The 5919-nt window shown below is 68.4% G+C and carries 7 protein-coding genes; 5 read left to right on the forward strand and 2 right to left on the reverse strand.

All coding sequences use genetic code 11. From position 1 onward, the window contains the following. Both AC1D01_RS17650 and AC1D01_RS17655 read left to right on the forward strand, forming a co-directional pair. On the forward strand, positions 1–216 hold a 216-nt coding region (locus AC1D01_RS17650; RefSeq protein WP_477868492.1), incomplete at its 5' end, for a response regulator transcription factor. Positions 217–241: 25 nt separating this feature from the next. Continuing rightward, positions 242–1285 carry a leucine-rich repeat domain-containing protein gene (locus tag AC1D01_RS17655; RefSeq protein WP_477868494.1) on the forward strand — a complete coding sequence of 348 codons (1044 nt, stop codon included), beginning with the start codon at positions 242–244 and terminating at the stop codon, positions 1283–1285. A gap of 17 nt (positions 1286–1302) precedes the next feature. Here the strand turns inward: AC1D01_RS17655 and murB are convergent, their stop codons facing one another. Next, positions 1303–2319: a UDP-N-acetylmuramate dehydrogenase gene (gene murB, locus AC1D01_RS17660; protein ID WP_477868496.1), complete on the reverse strand. Its 1017-nt coding sequence runs from the start codon at positions 2317–2319 to the stop codon at positions 1303–1305. Positions 2320–2357: 38 nt separating this feature from the next. Here murB and AC1D01_RS17665 point away from each other — a divergent pair, with 38 nt between their 5' ends. Beyond that, positions 2358–2846 carry a YajQ family cyclic di-GMP-binding protein gene (locus AC1D01_RS17665; RefSeq protein WP_477868498.1) on the forward strand — a complete coding sequence of 163 codons (489 nt, stop codon included), beginning with the start codon at positions 2358–2360 and terminating at the stop codon, positions 2844–2846. Beyond that, a complete protein-coding gene (locus AC1D01_RS17670; protein ID WP_477868500.1) occupies positions 2846–3496 on the forward strand; it encodes a retropepsin-like aspartic protease family protein in 651 nt (216 codons plus the stop codon). The genes AC1D01_RS17665 and AC1D01_RS17670 overlap by 1 nt, the downstream gene beginning before the upstream one ends. Before the next feature lie 9 nt (positions 3497–3505). Here AC1D01_RS17670 and AC1D01_RS17675 read toward each other — a convergent pair whose 3' ends face one another. After that, positions 3506–4681 carry an MFS transporter gene (locus AC1D01_RS17675; protein ID WP_477868502.1) on the reverse strand — a complete coding sequence of 392 codons (1176 nt, stop codon included), beginning with the start codon at positions 4679–4681 and terminating at the stop codon, positions 3506–3508. 89 nt (positions 4682–4770) lie between these two features. Between AC1D01_RS17675 and AC1D01_RS17680 the strand changes: the two genes are divergently transcribed. Next, positions 4771–5919: acyl-CoA dehydrogenase family protein (locus tag AC1D01_RS17680; RefSeq protein WP_477868504.1), on the forward strand; the 1149-nt coding region annotated here is incomplete at its 3' end.

Here is a 5919-nt window from a genome sequence, read left to right on the forward strand (position 1 = left end):
GGCCCCGGCCCGCTGGCCGCCCTCAGCACCCGCGAGCGCGAGGTGCTGGCGCGCATGGCCGCCGGCGACAGCAACAAGCTGATCGCGCGAGCCTTCGACCTGAGCCCGCACACGGTGAAGCGGCATGTCGCGAACATCCTCGACAAGCTGGGGGCGCAGACGCGCGGGCAGGCGGCGGCGCGCTGGCGCGATGCGTCATCCATGTTGGAACCCTGAAGCGGCGGCGTGCCACTCAGCCATCATGAAACGCACCCTCGACGCATCCCCGCCGCGCCACTTCGTTCCCGGCCGGTCGGGCAACCCCGCTGCCGCGACCCAGACAGAGCGATTGATCGCCGGCATGGCCACGTTCGACACGTCGCAGGAACAAGCGTGTGTGCGCGACTTCCAGCGCGACGCGACCATTCCGAATCCGGCGATGGAGGCTGCCGACGCGCAGCTCGTGCTCTGCTGGTGTGCGGACAACGATCTCTTCGACCCGTTCCGGCTGGTTGCCAAAACCTACGACGCCTGCGTTCAGCCCGCCGACGTGAACCGCTTCCGCGGCGACGGCGTCGAACTCGAATTCGAGCGCGGACACATCACCCCGGAAAACCTCGGGTTCTTCATCCGCGTGCTGCCCCATTGCCCGCAGATCAAGGGCATCGAACTGCCGATCCCGTCGACGCCCGAGCAGGCCGAGCGTCTCGCCGACGCGCTGGCCCACAGCAACGGCCTGGACCGGCTTGAACTCTACGCATCCGATGCGAACCCGCCCGATTCCGGCGCCTTGGTCCGGCTGTTCTCGCACGCCACACCACGCACCAAGTCGCTGTCCGGGCTGAGCATTCGCCTGACGCACGAGCCTGCCGGCAACGAGGCGTGGATGCCCGCACTGCGCGACGCACTGTCAACACACCTCAAGGCGGAATCAGCCTGGCTGACCCTGCCCTGGTCTGCCGAGAGACTGAGGCTGCTGGGCGACGCGATACGCGCGAATCGGTCCCTCTCATCGTTGACCCTGGGTGGCCTCATAGCGGACTCCGAGACGCTACAGGACCTGCTGGTGGACGCGCTGCAGGATCCAGCGTGCAAGCTGAAGTCGCTCTCGTTCCCCGGCGCCAGCTTCGACGCGGCGTTCGTCGACGAGGTGATCATGGCCATCAGGGCCAACGAATCGCTGATCTCGCTGGACCTCGGCAATACGCCACTGAGTCCTCCCCAGGGTGAGGCGATCGCCACGCTGCTCCAGCGCAACCGGGAGGCCGGAGCGCGTGCCTTCATGGCGAACCTCGGGCGAGTCTGACGGCGCGGGCCGCCCGCTCACACCACCACCGGCTCCGGCTCCAGCCGGATCCCGAAGCGCCCGTACACGCTCTCCTGGATCGCGCGCGCCAGCGTCACCACCTCGGAGCCGATCGCGCCGCCGCGGTTGACGATCACCAGCGCCTGCTTCTCGTAGACGCCGGCGCGGCCGATGCTCTTGCCCTTCCAGCCGCAGGCGTCGATCATCCAGCCGGCCGCCAGCTTCACGCTGCCGTCGGGCATCGGGTAGTGCACGATCTCCGGGTCGCGGCCGATGATGTCGCGGCATTGCTCCGGCGTCACGACCGGGTTCTTGAAGAAGCTGCCGGCGTTGCCGACCTGGGCCGGGTCGGGCAGCTTGGCGCGGCGGATCGCGCAGACCCAGTCGAACACCTGCTGCGAGCTCGGCGCGCCGATGCCGGTCTCGGCCATCTTGCGCTCCAGCTCCAGGTAGCCCAGCACCGGCTGCCACGGCTTCGGCAGGCGGAAACGCACCCGCGTGATCACGCTGCGGCCGGCCAGCGAATGCTTGAAGACGCTGTCGCGGTAGCCGAAGGCGCAGATGCCGCTCGCCAGCGTGACGCCGCGCCCGGTGACCAGGTCGACCGCGTCCAGCGACTCGAAGCGGTCCTTCAGCTCGATGCCGTAGGCGCCGATGTTCTGCACCGGCGCGGCACCCACCGTGCCCGGGATCAGCGCCATGTTCTCCAGGCCCGGCCAGCCCTGGGACAGCGTCCACGCGACGAACTCGTGCCAGTTCTCGCCGGCCCCGGCCTCGACGATCCACGCGGTGTCGGTTTCGCGCACCAGCGCGCGGCCCTTGACCTCGACTTTCAGCACCACCTGCGGCATGTCGCGGGTCAGCACGATGTTGCTGCCGCCGCCCAGCACGAACTTCGGCGCGCGGCCGAGCTGGGGGTGGTCGACGACGCGTCGCACGTCCGCATCGCTGGCAATGCGCACCAAAGTGTGTGCGACAGCCGGCAATCCGAAGCTGTTGTAGGGTTTCAGGCTGACGCCCGATTCGATTTGCATGCGAGAATTTTCGCCGATCCAGAGAGGAACTACCGACCATGCCCAGCTTCGATGCCGTACTCGACCCCAATCTCGTCGAAGTGCGCAATGCCGTGGACCAGACCGCCAAGGAAATCGGCACCCGTTTCGACTTCAAGGGCTCGTCCGCCCGTGTCGAATTGAAAGAGAAGGAACTGACGGTCTACGCCGACAGCGACTTCCAGATCGGCCAGGTGATGGACATCCTGCTGGCCAAGCTCACCAAGCGCAGCGTCGACATCCGCTTCCTCGACCGCAGCGCGAAGATCGAGAAGATCGGCGGCGACAAGGTCAAGCAGTTGATCACCGTCAAGAACGGCATCGACAGCGACACCGCGAAGAAGATCCAGACGCTGATCAAGCAGAGCAAGATGAAGGTGCAGGCCGCGATCCAGGGCGACACGGTGCGCGTCACCGGCGCCAAGCGCGACGACCTGCAGGCCGCGATGGCGCTGATCCGCAAGGAAGTGACCGACGCGCCGTTGAGCTTCGACAACTTCCGCGACTGATGGGCCGCGCTCTCGTCGCCGCCGCGCTGGCGGCCGGCGCGCTGCTCGCTGCGGCCGCCTCCGCCCAGACCGTCTCGATGAGCGGCGCGCTGGGCGACAACAAGGCGCTGCTGATGATCAACGGCGCACCGCGCACGGTCACGGTCGGCAGCACCGTGCAGGGCGTCAAGCTGATCAGCATGTCGGGCGGCGAGGCCGTCGTCGAGGTCGGCGGCGAGCGCCAGCAGCTGCGGCTCGGCGGCGTGCAGGTCAGCCTGGGCGCCGCGCCGGTCGAAGGCGGCGGCAGCCGCATCGTGCTGCCGGTCGGTCCGGGCGGCCATTTCTACTCGCAGGGCTCGATCAACGGCAAGGCGGTGGTGTTCGTCGTCGACACCGGCGCCACCACCGTGAGCATCTCCCAGTCGGAAGCCGATGCGATCGGCCTGAAGTACCGCGACGGCCAGCGCGGCATGGTCAACACCGCCAACGGCTCGGTGCCGGCCTACCGCCTCACGCTGAATTCGGTGCGCATCGGCGACGTGCAGGTGTTCAACGTCGAGGCCGTCGTCCTGCCGGCGTCGATGAGCCAGGTGCTGCTCGGCAACAGCTTCCTGTCGCGCTTCCAGATGAAGCGCGACAACGACACGATGACGCTGGACAAGAAGCCGTAGAGCCGACCCTCACTGGGGTGGCTTGGCGAAGGCAAAGCTCACGAGCGCCACCACGCCGAGCCCCGCCAGCATCAGCAGCAGCTCGCGGTAGCCGGGCAGCGCCAGCAGCAGCCAGGCCGTCAGCACCGGCGCAGCCGCCCGCGACAACAGCGCGATCGCCGACATCGCCCCGCCGATGCGCCCGACGTGCGCCCGGCCGAAGTACTCGGGCACCAGGTTGCCACGCACGATCGTCACCAGGCCGTTGGCGATGCCGAACAGCACCGCGAACACGATCAGTGCCGCCAGGTTCTCGGCCAGCGCGAAGATCGCGAACGACAGCGGCAGGCCGCCCAGCACCGCCAGGCCCAGCCCGCGCGGCGTGACGCGGCGCCCGAAGGCGAGGAACACGAAGCGCCCCGCCACCTGCGCCGGCCCGATCCAGGTCAGCACCGCGAGCGCCTGCACCTCGCTGCGCCCCTTCGACGCGAAGATCGGCATGACGTGCGCCCACAGCGTGGCCGCCGCGAACGAGTACAGCGTGAAGGTGGCGGTGAGCAGCCAGAACGCGCGGTGGCGCAGGGCCTCGTGCAGCGTCGCATCGTCGGCGGCGTCGTGCGTGCCGCGCGGCGCTTGCGGCGGATCGCTGCCGCGCAGCGCCCAGGCGTGCAACGGTGCCACGCCCAGCAGCAGCACGGCGCCGATCACCGCCAACGCGACGCGCCAGCCCCAGGCGTTCACCAGCCAGGCCACCGCTGGAAACGACAGCGTGCTCGCGAAGCCGCCCACCAGCGTCAGCGACGTGATGCCGTCGCGGTAGCGTTCGGGGAAACGCTTGGTCAGCACGGTGAACGCCGGCTCGTACAGGATCATTGCCATCGCCGCGCCCAGCAGCACCCACGCGAGGTACAGCGTGGCCGGCTGCGCCACCTGCGACCACAGCAGGAAACCGGCACCGGCCAGCACCGCGCCGAGCGTCATCACGCCACGCCCGTGGCCGCGGTCGATCGCGGCGCCGGCCGCATAGCTGCTCGCGCCCCACACCGCCAGGCCCAGCGTGAAGGCGCCCATCAACACGGGTTTGCTCCAACCCAGCGACTGCTGCATCGGCAGCACGAAGGACGAGAATGCGTAGTACAGCGCCGCCCAGCTCACCAGCTGGCCGGCAGCCAGCGCGGCCACGGTGGATCGATAGGAAGAAGTCACCGCGGGATTATCGGTAGGCCCGTTGTCGCCGCAGGGACATCCCGTAAACGCACGACCGTGCTAAAACGCGGCGCACAGGAGACACGACGATGGATTTGAACTTCACGCCCGAAGAGCAGGCCTTCCGACAGAAGATCCGCGGCTGGGTGGCCGAGCACCTGCCGAAGGACATCAGCCACAAGGTGCACAACGCGCTGCGCCTGTCGAAGGACGATCTGCAGCGCTGGGCGAAGATCCTCGGCCAGCAGGGCTGGCACGGCTGGGCCTGGCCGACGCAGTTCGGCGGCCCGGGCTGGAACGCGATCCAGCGCCACCTGTTCGAGGAAGAGTGCGCGCTGGCCGGTGCGCCGCGCGTCGTGCCGTTCGGTCCGGTGATGGTCGCGCCGGTGATCATGGCCTTCGGCTCGCCCGAGCAGCAGAAGCGCCACCTGCCCGGCATCATGAGCGGCGAGGTGTGGTGGAGCCAGGGCTACAGCGAGCCGGGCTCGGGCTCCGACCTCGCGTCGCTGAAGTGCCGCGCCGAGCGCCGCGGCGACTACTACATCGTCAACGGCCAGAAGACCTGGACCACGCTCGGCCAGTACGGCGACTGGATCTTCTGCCTGGTGCGCACCAGCACTGAAGGCAAGCCGCAGACCGGCATCAGCTTCCTGCTGATCGACATGAAGAGCCCCGGCATCACGGTGCGCCCGATCATCACGATGGACGGCGAGCACGAGGTCAACGAGGTCTGGTTCGACGACGTCGAGGTGCCGGCGGACAACCTGGTCGGCGAAGAGAACAAGGGCTGGACCTACGCCAAGTACCTGCTGGCGCACGAGCGCACCAACATCGCCGACGTGAACCGCTCGAAGCGCGAGCTGGAGCGTCTCAAGCGCATCGCGAAGGCGGAGAAGGTCTACGACGACGTGCGCTTCCGCGACGAGATCGCGAAGCTGGAGGTCGAGATCGTCGCGCTGGAGATGATGGTGCTGCGGGTGCTGAGCGCTGAAAAGTCCGGCAAGCAGTCGCTCGACGTGGCCGGGTTGCTGAAGATCCGCGGCAGCGAGATCCAGCAGCGCCTGACCGAGCTGCTGATGCTGGCGGCCGGGCCGTACAGCGTGCCCTTCATCCACGACGCGATGGAGGCCGGCTGGCAGGGTGACCACGTCGGCGCGGCGTACTGCGCGCCGCTGGCCGCGACCTACTTCAACGTGCGCAAGACAACCATCTACGGCGGCAGCAACGAAGTGCAACGC

The sequence above is a fragment of the Rhizobacter sp. P3_B12 genome (assembly GCF_056402895.1).

What these genes read in the sequence shown, in the direction of transcription:
- AC1D01_RS17670 (WP_477868500.1), top strand. Translation starts at nt 2,846, where the DNA reads ATGGGCCGCGCTCTCGTCGCCGCCGCGCTGGCGGCCGGCGCGCTGCTC.
- murB (WP_477868496.1), bottom strand. Translation starts at nt 2,319, where the DNA reads ATGCAAATCGAATCGGGCGTCAGCCTGAAACCCTACAACAGCTTCGGA.
- AC1D01_RS17665 (WP_477868498.1), top strand. Translation starts at nt 2,358, where the DNA reads ATGCCCAGCTTCGATGCCGTACTCGACCCCAATCTCGTCGAAGTGCGC.
- AC1D01_RS17655 (WP_477868494.1), top strand. Translation starts at nt 242, where the DNA reads ATGAAACGCACCCTCGACGCATCCCCGCCGCGCCACTTCGTTCCCGGC.